Genomic DNA, 17956 nt, shown 5'->3' on the forward strand with positions numbered 1-17956 from the left:
CTGAGTTTGCTCATCAATTAGGTTGTAATCAGTCGATAACTCAAAACGGATAACAATAACTTATACAAAGAAATGGCAAAGAAAGTAGTTGCAACCCTTAAGAAAGAAGGTGGCGTAAAATACGCAAAAATCGTTAAAGCAGTGAAAAACCCTGCTACTGGTGCTTACACATTCAAAGAAGAAATCGTTCTTCAAGACGAAGTAGCAGCAGCGTTGAAAGGTTAATCTTTTCGACTTTAAAGAAAGTCCCCTATCTAAATAAAGTTAGGGGACTTTTTTTGTTTTATATTTGGAAAATTTGTAGCTTATTTAATATTAGTTTAAAGAGAAAAAATTGGGTAATTTCAGCTAATGATATTGAATCTCCAATAGTTGACTGCTACAAACCAAAACGATAACTGAAAACTGATAACCAAAACATGGGCTTATTTGATTTTTTTAAGAAAAAAGAAACCTTAAATACCGAAGAAAAAGAAACGCTTGATAAAGGATTAGAAAAAACCAAAGAAGGGCTTTTTTCTAAATTGAGTAGAGCGGTGGTCGGCAAATCTAAAGTCGATGAAGAGGTATTAGATGAATTAGAAGAAATTTTAATCTCTTCGGATGTTGGCGTTGATACAACCCTTAAAATTATCCGTAGAATTGAAGAACGTGTAGCCAGAGATAAATTTGTAACAACAGCCGAATTAGACGGATTACTCAGAGAAGAAATTGCTGAATTATTGGCACAAAATAAATCTGACGATGTTTCAAATGCCTTCAAAGCAAATGTGAAGCCTTATGTGATTATGGTTGTGGGCGTCAACGGCGTTGGTAAAACAACTACCATTGGAAAACTGGCTTCGCAATTTCATAAAGCAGGAAACAAAGTAATATTAGGTGCAGGCGATACTTTTAGAGCCGCTGCTGTTGACCAATTGAAACTTTGGGGACAAAGAGTAGGCGTAACTGTAATAGACCACGGAATGAACAGCGATCCTGCTTCTGTGGCTTATGATACCGTAAAACAAGCAGTTGAACAAGAAGCTGACGTTGTAATTATTGATACGGCTGGGCGTTTGCACAATAAAGTAAACTTGATGAATGAGCTTTCTAAAATCAAGCGTGTGATGCAGAAGTTTTTACCTGATGCTCCGCATGAGATTTTATTGGTTTTAGATGGTTCTACAGGACAAAATGCTTTTATCCAAGCACAAGAATTTACAAAAACTACAGACGTTACGGCTTTGGCTATCACTAAATTAGATGGGACTGCCAAAGGTGGTGTAGTAATCGGAATTTCTGACCAATTTAAAATTCCTGTGAAATACATTGGTGTGGGTGAAAAAATAGAAGATTTACAGGTTTTCAATAAAAAAGAATTTGTTGATTCATTGTTCAAGAGAAAATAATCTTTGATATGATCAAAGTAAAAATCTTCATACTCATTCTAGGGTGCCTTTCGATGATTGGTACTTTTGGACAGAAGACCAAGAAAAAATTAAAAAGGAAAATTACACTTCCTGCTTCTGTACAAAAGATAATTTCAAACAACGAAACATCCACTGGTGCTAAAGCAGACTCCAGTAGTTCGGCTTTGGTACAGCAGGGAATTTGTGGAACTATTTTCTGGAAGGCTGGAAATATGATGCCTTCACCTGATAAACCAACACCGAAAGCCAAACCAGCACAAAGAGAATTAGTTGTTTACGACCTTACAAATACCGCAGAAACAACCCGTGAAAACGGTTTTTATCAAACCATTGCTACCAAATTTATTAAAAGTGTAAAATCTGATGAAGATGGTAAATTTTGTGTAAGCCTAGAAGAAGGACGATATTCTTTATTTGTTCGTGAAGGCGATAAAGGATTATACGCAAACTCTTTCGATGGCAATGGTAATATTTTCCCCATTAAAGTAAGTAAAGACAAAATATCAATTACTGTTTTTACGATTGATTATCAAGCTTCTTACTAAAAGAAAAAGGTTGCTAACATTTGTTCTTGTACAAATATTAGCAACCTTTTTTATAGCAAAGAATCCTTATTACTTACTTTTCTCTTTTACCCAAGTATCTTTCAAGCCTACGGTTCTATTGAAAACCAAGTGTTCTTCTGTAGCATCTAAATCTAAACAGAAATAGCCTTTACGCATAAATTGGTAATTGGTTCCTACTTTCGCTTCTTTCAGACTAGGTTCTACAAATACTTCAGGAAGAACTGTCAAAGAATCTGGATTGATAAATTTCTTGAAGTCATCTCCTACTTGCGAAGCATCTTCCAAAATCAATAATCTATCATAGATTCTTACTTCTGCTTTTACGGCATGTTGAATTGACACCCAGTGAATCGTCCCTTTTACATTGATACCAGAAGTATCAGAACCCGAACGGCTTTCTGGAATATAACTACAATGAAGTTCGGTAATATTACCAAATTCGTCTTTGATGAAATCATCACATTTGATAATATAAGCACCTTTTAAACGAACCATCAAACCAGGACCTAAACGGAAAAATTTCTTCATCGGAACCTCCATAAAATCATCTCGTTCAATATAAATCTCACGACTAAATGGTACAGCACGACTTCCTGAATTTACGTCTTCTGGGTTGTTCTCTACTTGTAATTCTTCTACTTCGCCTTTAGGGTAATTGGTAATAACTACTTTTAATGGGTCTAAAACCGCCATTACTCTCGTCGCCAATTTATTCAAATCCTCTCTAACGCAGTAATCTAATACTCCTACGTCGATTAAATTATCTCTTTTGGCAACACCAATTTTCTCGCAAAAATTACGAATTGACGCTGGCGTAAAACCACGACGACGCAATGCAGAAATCGTTGGCATACGTGGGTCGTCCCAACCATCTACCACTCCTTCGTTCACTAATTGAAGTAATTTGCGTTTGCTCATTACTGTATGAGTAAGATTCAAACGGGCAAATTCGTATTGATGCGAAGGATAAATGCCTAATTTTTCGATAAACCATTCGTATAATGGACGATGAACATCAAACTCCAAAGTACAAACAGAATGGGTGATTTCTTCGATAGAATCCGACTGGCCATGGGCAAAATCATACATCGGATAAATACACCAAGTATCACCAGTACGGTGATGCGGAGCGTGTTTAATACGATACATCAAAGGATCACGCATGTGCATGTTCGGATGCGCCATATCAATTTTAGCTCTCAATACTTTGGCTCCATCTCCAAACTCACCAGCTCGCATTCTACTGAACAAATCTAAATTTTCTTCCACAGTACGATAACGGTAAGGGCTATCTTCACCGGGGAAATTAGGGTTACCTTTTTGAGAAGCGATTTGCTCAGACGTTTGGTCATCTACATAAGCCAAACCTTTTTTGATAAGTGTTACAGCAAACTGATAAAGGCTTTCAAAATAATTAGAAGCATACAATTCTTCGCCAGCCCATTCAAATCCAAGCCAACGTACATCAGCTTTGATAGAATCTACATATTCTGTCTCTTCTTTTTCTGGATTAGTATCATCAAAACGAAGATTCGTTTGTCCGCCATATTTTGCAGCCAAGCCAAAGTTCAAGCAAATTGATTTAGCATGCCCAATGTGTAAATATCCATTAGGTTCAGGTGGAAAACGAGTCAAAACACGTCCACCGTGTTTACCCGATTGTAAATCTTCTTCTACAATTTGTTCAAGGAAATTAAGTGATTTTTTTTCTTCTTCTGCCATAAGCTGAATCGTTATCAATTTGTTGGTTATCGCATATTAGCATTTGTTTTGCTAATTAACAAAATCGTGACAAGACTATCTTACGAAATTACGGATTTTTTAGGGAATGAATCAGCGTTTTCTAGCAAATCAGATTTAAAAAACATTTTTTAGCTACGAAGGTTATAAGCAATGGGCTTTAGAATGTCAGTGGAACGAGTTTCCAACTCATAACTTATACATAGTTTAAAAATATCAACTATCAGAATGACCATTGTTGAAACGATTTCCGCAATCACAACTCACTAATTCATAAACATAACATTGAAAGATTTATTACTTAACGAACAAGATATTGATAGAATAATTGAAATGGCATGGGAAGACCGCACTCCATTCGACGCCATTCTAGTACAATTCGGACTGAAAGAACAAGAAGTAATCGAATTGATGCGAAGAGAAATGAAAGCCTCGTCGTGGCGAATGTGGCGTGAACGTGTACAAGGCAGAGCAACGAAACATCAAGCTAAAAGTCTTGCTGAAGACTTTCGTTTTAAATGTACTTTGCAAAGAAAAATTTCTTTCAACAAAATTTCTAAGCGAAAGTAGGCATTTATACAAAATAAGATTCTGTTTTGAATTTTCCTATTTTCATTTATAAATTCTGTTTTCACAGAATTTTATTAATAGATAGGTATATAATTACCGAATAATAAAAATATTATTCTAAAAAACTGCTTTTTTGTAGAATTTCTTATAAAAATCACAAAAAAGCTATTAGATTTGCAATAGATTTCCTATCGCACTAAAAATAACCCATTACTAACAATCATGTAATTCTGAAAACCATTGAAATTATCAATGGTGTTTTTGGCTTTCATCAATTCTAAACTCCGAAGAAATGAGTATTAAACTAGATCAAATAGACCATAAAGTATTAGAAATTTTACAACAAAATGCTAAAATTACTAATGCACAATTATCAAAAGAAATAGGACTATCACCTGCACCAACACTTGAACGTGTTAAAAAATTAGAAACTGCGGGGATTATTGAAAGTTATCACGCACAATTAAATCGTGAAAAAGTAGGCTTAGGAGTTACCACATTCGTTACTGTTACTTTAATTGGACATAAAAAACAAGTAACAGAATCGTTCGTTGCACAAATCAACCAAATTCCAGAAGTCATTGAATGTCACCACGTTACAGGTTCTGGAGATTTCTTATTGAAGATAATTGCTAAAGATATTGCTTCATATCAAAAATTGATGCTTGAAAAAATCAATGAAATTGAAGAAGTTGCAGGTACACAAACGATGGTCATTCTGTCAACTTTTAAGGAAAGCAAAGTATTACCAATTCCTTGAATATCATCCAAAAAGGCATAAAAAAAGAGGAAAGTATACAAGAATACTTTCCTCTTTTTTTATGAACAAATGTTTTTATTCTTCTATAATTACATAAAATTTAAAATTCAGCGGGTCAAATACTCCGGAAACCTGATTTAAAAATTCAGGATTATTCAAATAGAAATTCAAGAAGTTTTCGCTTCGTTCCTGTGGCGTTCCATTCGGGAAAAGCTTTTGTTTTACGCCCAAAAGCTGATTTACTTCAGTTTCATGATTTCTTTCCTCAGCCTTTTTCAAACGCTTTTCTAAGTTTTCAAGGGCATTCAATACTTTTTGTTGTTCGCCTTTTACTGCGCCTTCAAGCGTTTTATCAATTTTAACAGCTTTTACCAAAATTTCATCAAAAACCTGCACAAAAGCATTACTCTCACTTGATAAACTTAAACTATTTTCAGTATGTTTTTCAATGAAATTCTTTTTCAAACTAATTTCATCTAAGAATAAATCTTCGCTCGTTAAATCCAATTTTTCCATTTTCTTGGCTGTTGCTTTGTTAACTACCAAACAAAAATTCCGTGGCATTAAAATTGGAAATTCAACTTGATGAAAATCAAAAATACTCTTCAATTGCAACCAGTAAGGCACTTCTGAAGGCCCGCCGATATAAGCCAAATTCGGAAGAATTACTTCTTCGTAAACAGGTCTTAATACCACATTCGGACTGAACTTTTCTGGTTCATTCTCAAGTATCGTCAGTATTTCTGTTTCAGAAAAAGATAAATCAGTATTGAGGATTTTATACGTATTTTCTTCTTTTATAATGCGTTCACGCAGACCATTGTCCAAATAAAAGAAGTTGATTTCACGTGGGGAAATTTGGGTTTTATAACCCAAAGATTCGAGATTTTCAGAAGTTTTTGAGACAACATCAAAAGCGGTGTGATGCAGTAAATCGTTTTTAATAATGGGTGCAAAAAGTTTTTTTAGGTTTCTATCATCGGCATCAATACAGACTAAACCTTGGTTTCCGAACAATTCGTTGGCGTAACATCGGGCAGCATTTGCAAGTGTTTCGCTGTTCAGATAAGCATCTTTGAAAACAGCAGGACATTCAGCCATTTCTGTTATCAAACTTTCCAATTCCTTAGGATTCATTCTTCCAACTGCCCCTTTTTGAGCCGTTTCCCAAGCTAGTTTTTTTCCGAATAAAGAAAAATGATTGATTTCTGCAAAATCATGGTCTTCAGTTGCCATCCAATAAACTGGCACAAAGTTGTACTCAGGAAAGGCTTTTTTTAATGATTTTGCCAAGTTAATCACCGTAACCAATTTATAAATCACATAAAGTGGTCCTGTAAAAATATTAAGTTGGTGTCCAGTTGTAACCGTGAAAGTATTTTCTGATAAAAGAATATCAAAATCTGGGTGATTACTTATACCTGAATACTGCTGTTTTAACGTTTCTACTAAAACTTTGCGTTTAGTAACATCAAACTGTTTTAGCGCAATTTGTTTTTCAAAACCTTGAATGGATGGATAATTCTCGTAAAAATCTTTCGTTTTTGTGTTTTGATTGATGAAGTCTAAGAAAAGAGACGAAAATTGATTTACGGTCTCTAAAGGTAGTTGATGTATTTGCATTATTGCCTTATGCGTTTGATATGTAAAATCCAGACAGTCTTGTTTGAATTACAAGTTTAACGTAGAACTTTTAGACTTTGTTCTTTTCCTATAAAAAATTCAACAAAAAAGCCTTTAGAAATTTCCTAAAGGCTTTCGATATTCTCCATAAGCTATTTAATTATCTTTAATTTTCATGAAATGTATTTAGAATATACTTCATGAAAAATCTAATCGTCGTTCATTTTCATTTACGTGATAAAAAGGAATAAGGTTTCAAAACAATCAAATTATTTTACTTATATCTTTGATTATTAATTATTTAACTGAACGACAATAAACTAAGCTCTTTCCCCTATTCTATTCTCAATCAGCCTTCTGCTTAAGCCAATTTACCCCATAAATTATCTACAAGTACTCTAAGAGACATCAAATCCTTTAAAAAGGTTGGACTGTTGTTAGAATATTACAAAAAAAACTTCTTTAATTCTTATCTTTATTTTAAAATGTGAACTTCATCGCTCTTATGCAAAAAATTATACTTGTCTTTTTGATAATTACTGCTCATTTTTTGGCAGTTGCCCAAACCAAACCACAGTATAGTCAATACATGATGAACAGTTATTTAATCAACCCAGCCGTTTCTGGGATTGAAGACTATACAGATATTAAAACAGGTTACAGAAATCAATGGACAGATTTTGAAGGCGCTCCACTTACTTACTATGTTTCGGCACATTTAGCAATTGGCAAAACAGATATTACAAGTACTGGAGCAAGACCCAATTTTAGTAAATCTATTCGTCGCCCAATGGCACTTTCAAATAATTTCAACGGTTCTGCCAAAGTACCAGCCCATCATGGCATTGGCTTTATCTTGGTTGCTGATAAAACAGGCGCAAATACTCAGAATAGTTTGAATCTGAGTTACGCTTTACATGTTCCAGTAACCAATAAAATTAAATTAGCTGTTGGGTTTTCGGGTGGAATCTCACAGTATGGTGTTGATTTTAGTAAAGTACAAGTAAAAGACAACCCAGATCAAGTAATTGTTGCAGGCTCTAAACTGACAGCCATTCAGCCCAACCTGAATGTAGGCACTTGGTTATACTCCAAAACTTTTTTTGTTGGAATTTCAGCGAATCAATTTATTTTCAACAGCTTTAATTATAAAAATAAAGACAACAATACTCAAAGTTGGATTGGAAATGCCATTCCTCATTACTTTTTAACAGCAGGTTTCAGACAAGAAATTAGTGACGCTTGGACGATTATCCCTTCTACGCTTATCAAAAGAGTCGCACAAGCTCCTTTAAGTTTTGATGTAAATGTGAAAGCTGTTTTCCGAGATAGATTTTGGTTCGGAACTTCTTACAGACATAAAGATGCTTTTGTAGGGTTGTTAGGCGTAAATATCAGCTCCTTAATTAATTTAGGTTACTCTTACGACTTTACTTTATCGGGATTGAAAGAACGTTCCAGAGGTTCACATGAAGTAGTGATTGGCGTAATGTTGAACAATCGCCGACGAGTACTTTGTCCGCAAAATTTATGGTAATTTATCGATACTTTAAAAAATCCCAATTTTTACGATTTGTTAAATATTGTAGATTTTCGTCATTTTCATAAGCCTCCTTTTCAAAAATAATATTTCGGTAAGCTTGATGATGATTTTGTCCTTTAAATCTGTTCCAACAATATGCCAACAAGTACCAACAATAGAAAGGCAAAATGAATAATTCAATTTGTTGAGCAAGATGAATACGCTCATGATTCAGCAATACTCCAGGAGGATTTTTTGATTTGACCAATACAAACGGGAAAATCGCCATGCCATCAACATTTAGAAAAGGACAATAAATGGTAAAAAAGAAGGCTTTTCTACGATTCTCCAAGATATTAATGGTTTTACTGGCTATACTTTTGATTGATTTTATCGTAAAGTGATGTTGGAATCTTTGATTCGTATTCAGTAGTTTTTACTTCAGGGCGCACCCAATCTAAATGTCCTTTTATCCACGCATAAGCCAAACCAATGAGTAATACGCCCACAAATACAAACATTTCAACCAACGAAAACCAACCCCACAAACCATCTGTTTCAGCAATTAGTCGCTTATTCCCGAAAACAGTTGCCCAAGGAAATAAAAAGATAAGTTCTACATCAAAAAGGATAAAAATCAAGGCGATTACATAAAAACGAATGTTAAAACGGACATTGGCGTTTCCGTCTGGTTCTTCGCCAGATTCATAAGTAGTGAGTTTTTCTTCATTCGGACGATTGGGGCGAATGAGTTTTGCGAGAAACAAAATGACAGCAACAAAAACTATCGCTGAAATGATAAAAAGTAAGATATAACCAAAATCTGTAAGCATTGTCATTGAGAATCTCGTTCTGAGATTTTATTTATTCCGAAAATTCAGATACCCTTTTACCACTGTAAAAGTAGTAATTGCTAAAAAGAAAAAGATGACGTAATGAACGTAATTGATAATCCAAGGGAATTCTACGCCAAAATAATAACCGCCACCTACTAAAGAACCCACCCAAACGGCTCCGCCAACTACATTATAAAAAAGGTATTTGGGATAATTCATTCTACTAATTCCTGCCAAAATTGGCGCAAAAGTACGAATGTATGGTAAAAATCGACAAATTATTAAGGCTTGGCTACCGTACTTTTCAAAAAAATCACGAGTAGAATCCAAATGTTTTTGCTTGAAATACCAAGTATCTGGTTTATTTTCGAGGTTACTCCCAAAAAACCGCCCAAACAGAAAGCCAGTCAATGAGCCCAAAACAGCCGCCACAAAAAGGTACAATAAAACTGTTCCGATAGCATATTTCAAGAAGCCTGTTCCTACAAAAACACCCGTTAAAAAAAGCAGATAATCACCCGGAAGGAAAAAAGCAAAAAACAATCCGTTTTCGGCATATACTACAAAGGTAATCGCAAAAAGACCCGCACCAATGATTTCTTTAGAATCAGATAAGTATTTAATGATTTCGGATATGTCCATTTTAAAGTAGATGAAATGCCTTTTGGGCTGAAGTATAAAAATACTTTTGTCTATAAAGAGGCTTTTTTCAACGTTAGTTAAAGTATAAACAGTTTTAATGTTAAAATTAGTCTGCCAATCTGTTTAATTGTATTGTTAAAATAGAATTTTTATGCTTTTAAAATAAAATGATTGGGCAAGCGTTTTCGTTGAAATTGGATATATAACAAGTAAAATTACTTAAATTTCAATCAAATTTTCTAATCCTAAAATCATTAATTAATCTAATATTACTCAACAACATACTTTCCAGAATTATATACGATGAAAAAAGCAATTATTATCTTTTTAGTACTTGTACTACTTTTGGGTGGATTCTTCTCTTCAAGCTTAATTAGCTATTTCAATACGCCTTCTGCCGAAACTGAAACAGCAATTACCAGTCCAAATACAGATATTGCTGAACCAGTTTTTACTAAAGAAGGAGAATTGGAATTTGTGAGAATTAAAGAAAAGTTAACAATAGAAATTGCAGATAATGACAAAGAAACCGAACAAGGATTAATGTTTCGTCGTTCGATGCCCGATTCTTGTGGCATGTTATTCATCATGCCCAACAATGAACCACAAAGTTTTTGGATGAAAAATACTTTTATTCCGCTAGACATCATGTTTTTAGATGAGCAAAAGAAAATCGTAACGATACAAGCCAACAGAATTCCATTTTCAGAAGAAGCGATTCCATCCTACGAAAATGCAAAATATGTGTTAGAAGTAAATGCAGGATACTGCAAAAGGAAAGGAATTGAGAAAGGAGATTTGTTGAAATTTTAAAGAGGTTTTGTCAAGTCAGAGACAAGAAGCAAGAGACAAGATAAAAGAGAGCTATTATACTTTAGTCTTATTTCTTGCTTCTAAAATCTACTTAATCTCCACGTCAAACGTTCCGTCAAAATCTGTGCTACCAACTGTAAATGAACCATTTTTAACTGGAGTACCATTTACTGGTGGTTGGTGATGAAGTACAACTTGCAATTTTCCTGTGCCAGCGGCTGACGTTTTCACTGTTGCAGCCAAACCAACATCATAGCCTCTTGAATCTTTATCTTTTCCAGAAAATGTCAATAATGAAGTAGGATTAGAAATGTACTCAAACAAATGTTCATCTTTTTGCTCTTCAATTTCTTCTGTAATATTTTCAACTGGCGATTTTGTTTCATCTAAAATCGCTACTGCTAAAGTGTAAGTCTTATTTACTTCTAATGAAATCTTATCAATCGTTGGCGCATTTCCTCCAGTTCCATCAAGGTCTTTGAACGAAAATGTTTTAGTAACGCCATTCTCCGTAAATTTTAAACTTACCGTAGTTAAGTTTTCATTGTCTTCTTGTGGGATAGGTTCATCTTTTTTGCAAGCCGAAAGCAAAACCATTGCTATCATTGGCGTCAAGAGTAATCTTTTTGTCAATTTCATATCTGTTGATTTTTATATAATTGCAATACTGTTGCAAAGATAATATTTGTTCTGAATATTTTTGCACTATTGTTGCGAAAATAAAAAATCTTCCTTCTATATTTGCAACAATGTTGCAAATATGAAAAATTCAATCTCAAAATATCTTTACGATTACTTGGGCATAGCAGGTTCAGGAATCTGCCTTGTGCATTGTTTAGCTACACCCATTGTGATGTTCGTTAAAACATTTTATGAAACCAAAATGGAAATTTCATCTCATGAAGGAATCCATTATTGGGATTACTTATTCCTAACAATCTGTTTCATCGCTGTTTATTTCACGACTAAAGAAGCTACTTCTTCCAAAATAACTATTGCCTTTTGGAGCTTCTTCACACTTTTTGCCTGCTGCATTTTGTTCGAAGAAGATTTCAAGTACTTGAATCTAGTAGGCTATTTTTCGTCAATTGCTTTAATTATCACTCATTTAGTCAACCTTAGAAATTGCAAGAAATGTCACATAAAAAACTCCCAGTTACAGTCCTAAGCGGTTTTTTAGGCGCTGGAAAAACATCTTTACTCAATCATATCTTACACAATAAAGAAAACCTGAAGGTTGCCGTCATTGTAAATGATATGAGTGAAATCAATGTAGATGCCCAGTTGGTAAAACAAGAAAATACTTTATCAAGAACCGAAGAAAAGTTGGTTGAAATGTCTAACGGCTGCATTTGTTGTACACTTCGTGAAGATTTGATGCAAGAGGTAGAACGTTTAGCCAAAGAAAATCGCTTTGATTATCTTTTGATTGAATCGACAGGTATTTCCGAACCTCTGCCCATTGCGCAAACATTTAGTTATGTAGATGAAGCAAATGGTATTGATTTATCCAAATTCTCAAGACTTGACACAATGGTAACCGTAGTTGATTGTTTCAATTTTGCGAAAGACTTTGGTTCGATTGATACCATTTGGACACGTGGAATGAATGATGAAGACCCAAGTGATGCTAGAGCAATCGTGAATCTTCTGACAGACCAAATTGAATTTGCCAACGTAATCGTACTGAACAAAACCGATTTACTTGACCCACAGAAACTTGGGGAATTAAAAGCAATTATTCAAAAATTGAATCCTAATGCGAAAGTACTTCAATCGTCATTTGGAAAAATAAATCCAAGTGAAATCCTGAATACTGGCATGTTTGACTTTGAAGAAGCTTCTACTTCAAGCGGATGGATCGAAGAATTAAATAAAGCAAAGCATACACCCGAAACCGAAGAGTATGGCATTAGCTCCTTTGTTTTCAGAGATGCCCGTCCTTTTCATCCAGAAAGATTCTGGAATTATATTAATAATTATTGGCATGGAGGAATTATCCGTTCAAAAGGTTTATTCTGGATTGCTTCACGACCAAAAGATGCACTCAATTGGGGGCAAGCTGGTGGTTCTGTACGAGCAGATTCAGCAGGTACTTGGTGGGCAGGAGTACCATCTTGGGAAAGAATATGGTATCCAGCTTGGAAAGAAAATCAAGAAATCATCATGCAACGTTGGGATGAGCGATTTGGCGATAGAGTAAACGAATTGGTAATTATCGGTCAAGATTTAGACAAAGAAACCATCATTGAAGAATTAGAAACCTGTATTTGTACAGAAGATGAAATCATGTTGATGGAAAAGAGAGGGAAATTCACAGATCCATTTCCAACATTTCAATAAAAACTTAGTAAAATAAAGGTAGTGTGATACACAAACCCACAGACTTCTAGTTTGTGGGTTTTGTTCTATCTACAGAAATTTCAAAAAGCTGCTACACATCTATTGCAGAAATCTGTACAAAAAAATCCCCAATTTGACTCAAAATTCACACTATCGAATAAAAACTGTGGATTTTCTCAGAAAAAGTATTGTGAAAAATTTTAATGAATGCTTGAAAATAAAAGCAATCAGCCTCATTTTCCGAAAAACACACAAAGCATATAACTATTTTGTGATATTATTTATATTTTTCGAGAGCCCCTCAAAATTATTTGGTTTCTATGAATTATCAATCGTATTATAAATTATGATAATTTATGTACTTTTGTCTATCAATCGAATGGAATTCCTGAACTTAGTAGATATAATATTAGCTTTTCACTAAAAAGTGCAGGCATAAAATGTTTCATTACAAGTATTTTATGGACGAAGCAAAAAATTAAAACTTCATCATTATGATTTCTAAAAAAGCTAAATATGCTTTGAAAGCCTTAAAAGTACTAGCTCGTGAGTATGAAAAAGGTCCATTACTTATTTCAAATATTGCTGAATCAGAAAATATTCCTAAGAAATTTTTAGAAGCAATCCTCCTTGAATTACGCAATCATGGGCTTTTACAAAGCCAAAAAGGAAAAGGCGGAGGCTATTATTTGAGAATTCCACCAGACCAAGTAAGTTTTGCTAAAATCATTCGTATCATCGATGGTCCAATTTCACCAACTTTATGTGTTTCATTGCATTTCTACGGAAAATGTGATGACTGTGGAGATGAGGAAAGTTGTTCATTAAGAAATGTTATGGAAAAATGGAGAGATGCCAATCTAGCCGTTTTAGAAGCCAACACATTGATGGATTTAGTGAAATAAAAATAGCCCTAGTTTTAGCTAGGGCTATTTTTATTGATAAAGTTAACAACTTACTTTTCAAAAGTTTAAAGACAAAAGGCTCATGATTTTGAATAATCATGAGCCTTTTTGATATATTGACAGAAAAAATATTATTTTATTGTAATATTTTCAAAGTAAAAAATGTTGATATATTAAGAATAATTAATATTTTTACAACACAATTAGCAATAACCAACCACTATCAATAATATAAATAATACAATGAAAAAATTTAATCAATTCATGATTTTACAATGGCTTATATTTTTGCCATTAATTCTTCCTCTTAGCATTGTATCGGGGATACTTCAAGGTGTTAAGCATTCAATGAGCGACCTCTTCGAACAAATTTCAAATGATGTTTCTCATCATCCACTTATTCATGAAGAAAATCCAGATTCTTTTGTTTGAAATCATCTGGATCAAGTTCTAAGAACTCTTCCCAGAAAGCATTTGCTGGAACTGCAGCCTTACAAATAATAGGCTCTTTCTTAATTGGATGAATAAAATAGACTCTTCTTGCATGTAAATTAATACTTGCATCAGCATTAGGGCGGTCAAAACCATATTTTAAGTCTCCACGAATTGGACAACCCATTGAAGCAAGTTGAACTCGAATCTGGTGAGGTCTGCCAGTAATGGGTTCAACTTCAATTAAAAAGTGTTTGTTGATTTCCCCCAAAACTTTATAGTTAAGTTCCGCTTTTTGCGAGCCCTTTACTTCTACTTCATGAGCTGTTACCACGTTTTTAGCCTCATCTTTCACAATCCAATGCACTAATTTCCCTTTAGCATCTTTAGGTTTGCGTCTTACAATTGCCCAATAGGTTTTTTGAATATCCCTTTTTCTGAACAATTCCATCATTCTCTCCAAGCCTTTAGAGGTTCTAGCAAAAATCACTAAACCACTTACAGGTCTGTCAAGACGATGAACTGGATGTAAAAATACATCTCCCGGTTTGTTATATTCTTTTTTGATATATTCTTTAACCGCATCTGTTAATGTTCTATCACCAGTAGAATCCCCCTGCACTAAAATTCCAGCCCTTTTATTGACAATTATAATATGATTGTCTTCATAAACTACGTGAAAGTCTTTCATTTTTATGTTTATTTTACGAGCTAATACTGTTACAACTCGATTTTTATTAATTAATAACTTTCTTTTTCATTCGGGAAATCAAGTGATTTCACATCTTGAATATATTGAGAAATTGCCTCATTCATAATACCGTCTAAATCAGCATATCTTCTCAAAAATCTTGGTTTAAACTCCTTATTAATACCTAGCATATCATGAATGACCAAAATTTGTCCATCAGCATCAGGTCCTGCACCAATCCCAACCGTTGGAATCGAAATACTTTCAGATACTTTTTTAGTCAGACTAGAAGGTATTTTTTCAAGTACAACACCAAAAGCACCAATTTCATCCAACATTTGTGCATCTTCAATTAATTTATTGGCTTCAACATCTTCTTTTGCTCTTACACTATAAGTACCAAATTTATATATTGATTGGGGAGTTAAGCCTAAATGACCCATCACTGGAATTCCTGCACTTAACACTCTGATTATTGACTCTTTAATTTCAGAACCACCTTCCATTTTCACAGCATGACCACCCGATTCTTTCATAATTCTGATGGCAGATCGAAGTGCTTCTGTAGAATTCCCTTGATAAGAACCAAAAGGAATATCAACTACAACGAGAGCTCTTTTCACTGCTTTCACTACCGAATTAGCATGATAAATCATTTGGTCGAGTGTAATAGGCAAAGTAGTTTCATGACCAGCCATTACATTAGAAGCCGAATCACCCACGAGGATTAAATCAACCCCTGCAGCATCTACAATACGAGCCATCGAATAGTCGTAAGCAGTTAAGCAAGAGATTTTTTCGCCCCTATTTTTCATTTCTTGTAAGATATGTGTAGTAATTCTTTTGATTTCGTTATTTACTGGCATGGTTTTTTAAGCTTTTTTTTTAGTTACAAAAGGATATAAACAAACACCGTTTCCACACTTTTAAAACTCATTTAATTACAAAAAAAATAATGTGATTTTTTAGTTTTAGAGAGAAAATAGTGATGACGTATAATCCGAGTAAATTTAAATAATGTACAAATTTAAGATTTATTAGTATCTAAAACAGTTAAAATAAAATTCGGTATGCTTTTTTTCAAAATAAGTGCTTTTTTCAGAGAATATCACTAATTATTTGCTTAAAAAGAGGTACTTTTACTTATAAATTTTATATTGATTATATCTAATAAATCTATTTCAGTACCCCATCATTTATACTTAAATCAAACAAGTTATGAAACAGATTTTTTCAAAAAGAAGTCTTTTGCAAAACAAGTCAACTCAAATCAGTTTGGGTTTACTTACTTGTCTAGCATTGAGCAGTCCATCATTTGCTCAAGACTCTAAAACCTCAAGTACCAAACCAACGATTGTAAGTACAATCACAGACAATGGAATTACAACAACGACTTATTCAAATGGTCAAGTTGTAAAAACGGTTGCAGATGGATATTATCTTGATTCTGCTTTTTACAAAAACAGCAATGTTTTAAAAGCAGTACAAGGTAAGCGCTATTGGAAAATTACAGATAGAGTAGGTATTACGATTCCTGTAGGGAATACTGTAAATGGAAAAGATATAACGATGTTCTTGAAACCGGGTGCGTTTAACTCGCTTTCTGTTACTCGTCAATGGGGTATAATTGGTATCGGTATCACTGGAGGTTATCAATTCTTTCAGGTAGGTGATGACTATAATGGTCCTGATGGAAGAATCTATAAAAACTTTGATGCTTTAACTTTATCTGGAAAGATTCCTGCTGGAGTTACAAGAGATAATCTATTATATGATAAAATATCAAGCATGGAAGACTTTTATTTATTGATTGGTCCATCTTTAGATATTCCTATCGGTAAAAAATTCAATGTCAACGTTGATGCTCGTGGTGGTTTATTCAATACTTCGGCTCCACGTTTTGGCGCTTATTTACAAGATGGAAATTTTGGTGCACAATCATTAATTTTCAGAATGAACTCTTCTGCTTCAAAAAATAAGCTTGGAGCAAGTATTGCTCTTGATGTAACCTACAAAATTGCCAAAACTTGGGCGTTAGGTCTTAATGCACAAGGCTTCATTACAGAAACACCATTTACTACTGTAGGTGAAGACGTTTCTCAAGGATCTACCAAAACTTTAACGAAGGAAGATGTAAGTACTCATGGTGGTTATAACTTTGGGCTTGCTTTATCTCATACTTTCGGAGAAGACAATGGCAAAACTGTTTATACATTATTACCTCCTCCTCCAGCTCCAATTGTTGCTTATGCACCAACTTTATTGGGTGAAAATGGTAAAATGTACGATTATAAATCTTCAGAGAAACCTGTGTTCAAATGGAAAAGTAATTCTCCGAATCCAGACCAAGAAGAATACTTATTCAAACTTTATAAAGCTGATGGCTCTGATACTCCAATCTATCAGCAAACTACCAAAAATACTAGCTTAACATTACCTGATAATGTTGCATTAGTAAACGGAGATGAGTGTAATTTCTATTACTATTCAGTACAGTCGGTAGTTCAAAATAAAGTTTTCTCAGAAGCTGATGCAGCTAGTTTTGGTTACAAAGCTAAACCAGTGGCAATGATAGCTTCAAGTAAACCTACTACTGACCAGTATATGTTTAAAGTATTTGGTGGAACAACTGCACCAAGCACAATGAAAGCAAAACCTCGTCGTAAAGTAGTAAAACCTGCTGTAGCTACTGTACCTAAGAAATTGGTACCTCGTAAAAAATCTACCAAGCCTGCTAGCAACTATGTTAACTACGAAAACGTAACAGAGAATCCTAAAGTAAAATGGCCTGATGATCTTCCATTACCGAAGAATCCATCAATCTATGAATACGAAGTTCAACGCTTGAATCCTGGTGATTGTAAGCCTGTTGGTCCAGTAGCAAAATATAGATTCTATATTGACCCTAAAAATCCTGATGATATCCGTATTCTTCCTGACAAACCGAAGAAAAAATAATTAGGATTTAAAATTAGATAAAATGAAAAAAGCATTCTGAATTCAATTCGGAATGCTTTTTTCGTTTGTATAAGGTTAACCTTATTTTTTTATTTTATTTTTCTCGTATTAATTAATCTGTGCTGTCTTCTTGATAAGAAAAG

The 17956-nt window shown here is 34.0% G+C and carries 19 protein-coding genes; 11 read left to right on the plus strand and 8 right to left on the minus strand.

Translation table 11 applies throughout. The annotated features are described in order from the left end of the window. The first annotated feature begins 72 nt into the window (after window positions 1-72). From VB798_RS11965 to VB798_RS11975, 3 genes are all read left to right on the plus strand, one after another. Complete coding sequence (locus VB798_RS11965; RefSeq protein ID WP_309924211.1) at window positions 73-225, plus strand: DUF4295 domain-containing protein; 153 nt, start codon at window positions 73-75, stop codon at window positions 223-225. A 194-nt stretch (window positions 226-419) separates the two neighbouring features. Beyond that, the gene (gene ftsY / locus VB798_RS11970; RefSeq protein ID WP_323258703.1) at window positions 420-1391 is read left to right on the plus strand and encodes a signal recognition particle-docking protein FtsY; all 972 of its coding nucleotides are present in this window, start codon (window positions 420-422) and stop codon (window positions 1389-1391) included. 8 nt (window positions 1392-1399) lie between these two features. Next, entirely contained in the window at window positions 1400-1957 is a 558-nt protein-coding gene (locus VB798_RS11975) for a hypothetical protein (protein WP_323258704.1), read from the plus strand. A gap of 69 nt (window positions 1958-2026) precedes the next feature. Here VB798_RS11975 and VB798_RS11980 read toward each other — a convergent pair whose 3' ends face one another. Next, complete coding sequence (locus VB798_RS11980) at window positions 2027-3700, minus strand: glutamine--tRNA ligase/YqeY domain fusion protein (RefSeq protein WP_323258705.1); 1674 nt, start codon at window positions 3698-3700, stop codon at window positions 2027-2029. A 303-nt stretch (window positions 3701-4003) separates the two neighbouring features. Between VB798_RS11980 and VB798_RS11985 the strand changes: the two genes are divergently transcribed. Further along, complete coding sequence (locus tag VB798_RS11985; RefSeq protein WP_323258706.1) at window positions 4004-4288, plus strand: TIGR03643 family protein; 285 nt, start codon at window positions 4004-4006, stop codon at window positions 4286-4288. Window positions 4289-4580: 292 nt separating this feature from the next. Next, the gene (locus tag VB798_RS11990) at window positions 4581-5048 is read left to right on the plus strand and encodes an Lrp/AsnC family transcriptional regulator (RefSeq protein WP_323258707.1); all 468 of its coding nucleotides are present in this window, start codon (window positions 4581-4583) and stop codon (window positions 5046-5048) included. A 75-nt stretch (window positions 5049-5123) separates the two neighbouring features. Here VB798_RS11990 and bshC read toward each other — a convergent pair whose 3' ends face one another. Further along, a complete protein-coding gene (bshC, locus tag VB798_RS11995) occupies window positions 5124-6671 on the minus strand; it encodes a bacillithiol biosynthesis cysteine-adding enzyme BshC (RefSeq protein ID WP_323258708.1) in 1548 nt (515 codons plus the stop codon). Window positions 6672-7176: 505 nt separating this feature from the next. Between bshC and VB798_RS12000 the strand changes: the two genes are divergently transcribed. Further along, entirely contained in the window at window positions 7177-8208 is a 1032-nt protein-coding gene (locus VB798_RS12000; protein WP_323258709.1) for a PorP/SprF family type IX secretion system membrane protein, read from the plus strand. A 1-nt stretch (window position 8209) separates the two neighbouring features. On the opposite strand, the gene VB798_RS12005 is transcribed toward VB798_RS12000, so the two are convergent. Genes VB798_RS12005 through VB798_RS12015 form a run of 3 tightly spaced genes read right to left on the minus strand, consistent with a single transcriptional unit; the run spans window position 8210 to window position 9671 of the window. Further along, a complete protein-coding gene (locus tag VB798_RS12005) occupies window positions 8210-8545 on the minus strand; it encodes a hypothetical protein (protein WP_323258710.1) in 336 nt (111 codons plus the stop codon). A gap of 13 nt (window positions 8546-8558) precedes the next feature. Next, on the minus strand, window positions 8559-9026 hold the full coding sequence (locus VB798_RS12010; protein WP_323258750.1) for an NADH-quinone oxidoreductase subunit A: 468 nt from the start codon (window positions 9024-9026) through the stop codon (window positions 8559-8561). A 27-nt stretch (window positions 9027-9053) separates the two neighbouring features. Further along, the gene (locus VB798_RS12015; RefSeq protein WP_323258711.1) at window positions 9054-9671 is read right to left on the minus strand and encodes a DedA family protein; all 618 of its coding nucleotides are present in this window, start codon (window positions 9669-9671) and stop codon (window positions 9054-9056) included. A gap of 303 nt (window positions 9672-9974) precedes the next feature. Here VB798_RS12015 and VB798_RS12020 point away from each other — a divergent pair, with 303 nt between their 5' ends. After that, entirely contained in the window at window positions 9975-10484 is a 510-nt protein-coding gene (locus VB798_RS12020; RefSeq protein ID WP_323258712.1) for a DUF192 domain-containing protein, read from the plus strand. An 87-nt stretch (window positions 10485-10571) separates the two neighbouring features. Here VB798_RS12020 and VB798_RS12025 read toward each other — a convergent pair whose 3' ends face one another. After that, the gene (locus tag VB798_RS12025) at window positions 10572-11123 is read right to left on the minus strand and encodes a hypothetical protein (RefSeq protein WP_323258713.1); all 552 of its coding nucleotides are present in this window, start codon (window positions 11121-11123) and stop codon (window positions 10572-10574) included. Window positions 11124-11244: 121 nt separating this feature from the next. Between VB798_RS12025 and VB798_RS24370 the strand changes: the two genes are divergently transcribed. The 3 genes from VB798_RS24370 (at window position 11245) to VB798_RS12035 (ending at window position 13732) form a co-directional block, all read left to right on the plus strand. After that, window positions 11245-11652 carry a MerC domain-containing protein gene (locus VB798_RS24370; RefSeq protein ID WP_407654151.1) on the plus strand — a complete coding sequence of 136 codons (408 nt, stop codon included), beginning with the start codon at window positions 11245-11247 and terminating at the stop codon, window positions 11650-11652. Next, window positions 11619-12827: a GTP-binding protein gene (locus VB798_RS12030; RefSeq protein WP_323258714.1), complete on the plus strand. Its 1209-nt coding sequence runs from the start codon at window positions 11619-11621 to the stop codon at window positions 12825-12827. The genes VB798_RS24370 and VB798_RS12030 overlap by 34 nt, the downstream gene beginning before the upstream one ends. Before the next feature lie 494 nt (window positions 12828-13321). Beyond that, complete coding sequence (locus VB798_RS12035; RefSeq protein ID WP_323258715.1) at window positions 13322-13732, plus strand: RrF2 family transcriptional regulator; 411 nt, start codon at window positions 13322-13324, stop codon at window positions 13730-13732. Window positions 13733-14129: 397 nt separating this feature from the next. Here VB798_RS12035 and VB798_RS12040 read toward each other — a convergent pair whose 3' ends face one another. Beyond that, window positions 14130-14855, minus strand: coding sequence for an RluA family pseudouridine synthase (locus VB798_RS12040; RefSeq protein WP_407654152.1), 726 nt, complete (start codon window positions 14853-14855; stop codon window positions 14130-14132). A gap of 50 nt (window positions 14856-14905) precedes the next feature. Next, window positions 14906-15721, minus strand: coding sequence for a 3-methyl-2-oxobutanoate hydroxymethyltransferase (panB, locus tag VB798_RS12045; RefSeq protein ID WP_323258716.1), 816 nt, complete (start codon window positions 15719-15721; stop codon window positions 14906-14908). A 352-nt stretch (window positions 15722-16073) separates the two neighbouring features. On the opposite strand from panB, the gene VB798_RS12050 reads away from it, so the two are divergent. Beyond that, window positions 16074-17813 (plus strand): hypothetical protein, encoded by a 1740-nt coding sequence (locus VB798_RS12050; protein WP_323258717.1) that lies wholly within the window; start codon window positions 16074-16076, stop codon window positions 17811-17813. Window positions 17814-17956 lie beyond the last annotated feature (143 nt).

It is taken from the genome of Arcicella lustrica, assembly GCF_034930985.1.
Taxonomy (GTDB): Bacteria; Bacteroidota; Bacteroidia; order Cytophagales; family Spirosomataceae; genus Arcicella; species Arcicella lustrica.

Excerpts from the sequence above, each read along its gene's own strand:
- VB798_RS11975 (WP_323258704.1), top strand. The coding sequence starts at position 1,400 with ATGATCAAAGTAAAAATCTTCATACTCATTCTAGGGTGCCTTTCGATG.
- VB798_RS11990 (WP_323258707.1), top strand. The coding sequence starts at position 4,581 with ATGAGTATTAAACTAGATCAAATAGACCATAAAGTATTAGAAATTTTA.
- VB798_RS24370 (WP_407654151.1), top strand. The coding sequence starts at position 11,245 with ATGAAAAATTCAATCTCAAAATATCTTTACGATTACTTGGGCATAGCA.
- VB798_RS11980 (WP_323258705.1), bottom strand. The coding sequence starts at position 3,700 with ATGGCAGAAGAAGAAAAAAAATCACTTAATTTCCTTGAACAAATTGTA.
- VB798_RS12040 (WP_407654152.1), bottom strand. The coding sequence starts at position 14,855 with ATGAAAGACTTTCACGTAGTTTATGAAGACAATCATATTATAATTGTC.
- VB798_RS12000 (WP_323258709.1), top strand. The coding sequence starts at position 7,177 with ATGCAAAAAATTATACTTGTCTTTTTGATAATTACTGCTCATTTTTTG.
- panB (WP_323258716.1), bottom strand. The coding sequence starts at position 15,721 with ATGCCAGTAAATAACGAAATCAAAAGAATTACTACACATATCTTACAA.
- VB798_RS11965 (WP_309924211.1), top strand. The coding sequence starts at position 73 with ATGGCAAAGAAAGTAGTTGCAACCCTTAAGAAAGAAGGTGGCGTAAAA.
- VB798_RS12015 (WP_323258711.1), bottom strand. The coding sequence starts at position 9,671 with ATGGACATATCCGAAATCATTAAATACTTATCTGATTCTAAAGAAATC.
- VB798_RS12035 (WP_323258715.1), top strand. The coding sequence starts at position 13,322 with ATGATTTCTAAAAAAGCTAAATATGCTTTGAAAGCCTTAAAAGTACTA.
- VB798_RS12030 (WP_323258714.1), top strand. The coding sequence starts at position 11,619 with ATGTCACATAAAAAACTCCCAGTTACAGTCCTAAGCGGTTTTTTAGGC.
- VB798_RS12050 (WP_323258717.1), top strand. The coding sequence starts at position 16,074 with ATGAAACAGATTTTTTCAAAAAGAAGTCTTTTGCAAAACAAGTCAACT.
- VB798_RS12010 (WP_323258750.1), bottom strand. The coding sequence starts at position 9,026 with ATGCTTACAGATTTTGGTTATATCTTACTTTTTATCATTTCAGCGATA.
- bshC (WP_323258708.1), bottom strand. The coding sequence starts at position 6,671 with ATGCAAATACATCAACTACCTTTAGAGACCGTAAATCAATTTTCGTCT.
- VB798_RS12025 (WP_323258713.1), bottom strand. The coding sequence starts at position 11,123 with ATGAAATTGACAAAAAGATTACTCTTGACGCCAATGATAGCAATGGTT.
- VB798_RS12020 (WP_323258712.1), top strand. The coding sequence starts at position 9,975 with ATGAAAAAAGCAATTATTATCTTTTTAGTACTTGTACTACTTTTGGGT.
- ftsY (WP_323258703.1), top strand. The coding sequence starts at position 420 with ATGGGCTTATTTGATTTTTTTAAGAAAAAAGAAACCTTAAATACCGAA.